We start from the raw sequence: 842 nt of genomic DNA, 5'->3' as shown, positions 1-842 counted from the left end.
TAATGATACTGATGATGCTGGCACTCTCAGCTTCGACATCATAATGGGTATAGCTATAGCTGGCCTGGGCTTGTGGCAAAATGGCACCACGAGCAATCGTCACATTGTAGCCATTTGCTTCCCGCTCTGTTCTGGCAGCGGCGATTTCAGCGTCGTTGCTGGCCGCTTGGCGGTAAATGGTGCTAAGGTCACTCGCGGTAGCGATACTGGATACAAGTACCAGGGTGGAGATGGAAAGCAGTTTTTTCATGACAAAACCTTTGCTGAATCCTGGAAAATAGACTGCCATTGAGTCTATCAGAAAAAAACTGATGGGCTGTCTTGGCATTGTGCATGCGTTCAGAACAGTGCGTGCCTCCCGCGAAGCTTAAGTATTCTTGTTGAGTAATATAGTCAGGTCAAGCATGGATAATAACAAATCGACTCCTGGCCATAAGGACTGGGAATTAACGCATAAAGAAGTGGCGTATCAGGGCTTTTTCCGTATTGAGCGGTTGTGGTTGCGGCACAAAACATTCGCCGGTGGCTGGACCGACACCTTCAGTCGGGAGTTGTTTGAACGCGGCGAAGTGGTGTGCGTGCTGTTATATGACCCGCAACGGGATGTGTTGGTTTTCACGGAGCAGTTTCGCGTAGGGGCCATCGGTGCAGATAATACGCCCTGGCTGACCGAATTGGTGGCGGGCATGGTAGAAGCCGGTGAGTCGGTGGAAGATGTCGCTGCCCGTGAGACGATGGAAGAGGCCGGCTGTCGGTTTGAGCGATTGTTGCCTATCTGCAGCTACTGGTCTTCTCCTGGTGGTACCAGTGAGCGGGTGCATCTCTTTTGCGGATTACTGGAC

Annotated in this window: 2 protein-coding genes; one reads left to right on the top strand and one right to left on the bottom strand. The window is 51.5% G+C overall.

The genetic code is table 11. The annotated features are described in order from the left end of the window. Positions 1-250, bottom strand: a 250-nt coding sequence (locus Q4563_RS15495; protein ID WP_303605091.1) for a TolC family protein, incomplete at its 3' end; no start/stop codon positions are given. Positions 251-404: 154 nt separating this feature from the next. Between Q4563_RS15495 and Q4563_RS15490 the strand changes: the two genes are divergently transcribed. Then, positions 405-842: NUDIX domain-containing protein (locus Q4563_RS15490; protein WP_303605090.1), on the top strand; the 438-nt coding region annotated here is incomplete at its 3' end.

This window comes from Gilvimarinus sp. 1_MG-2023, assembly GCF_030548285.1.
Note: the sequence above shows the minus strand (reverse complement) of the source record. Positions and strands in the feature narration are given on the sequence as shown.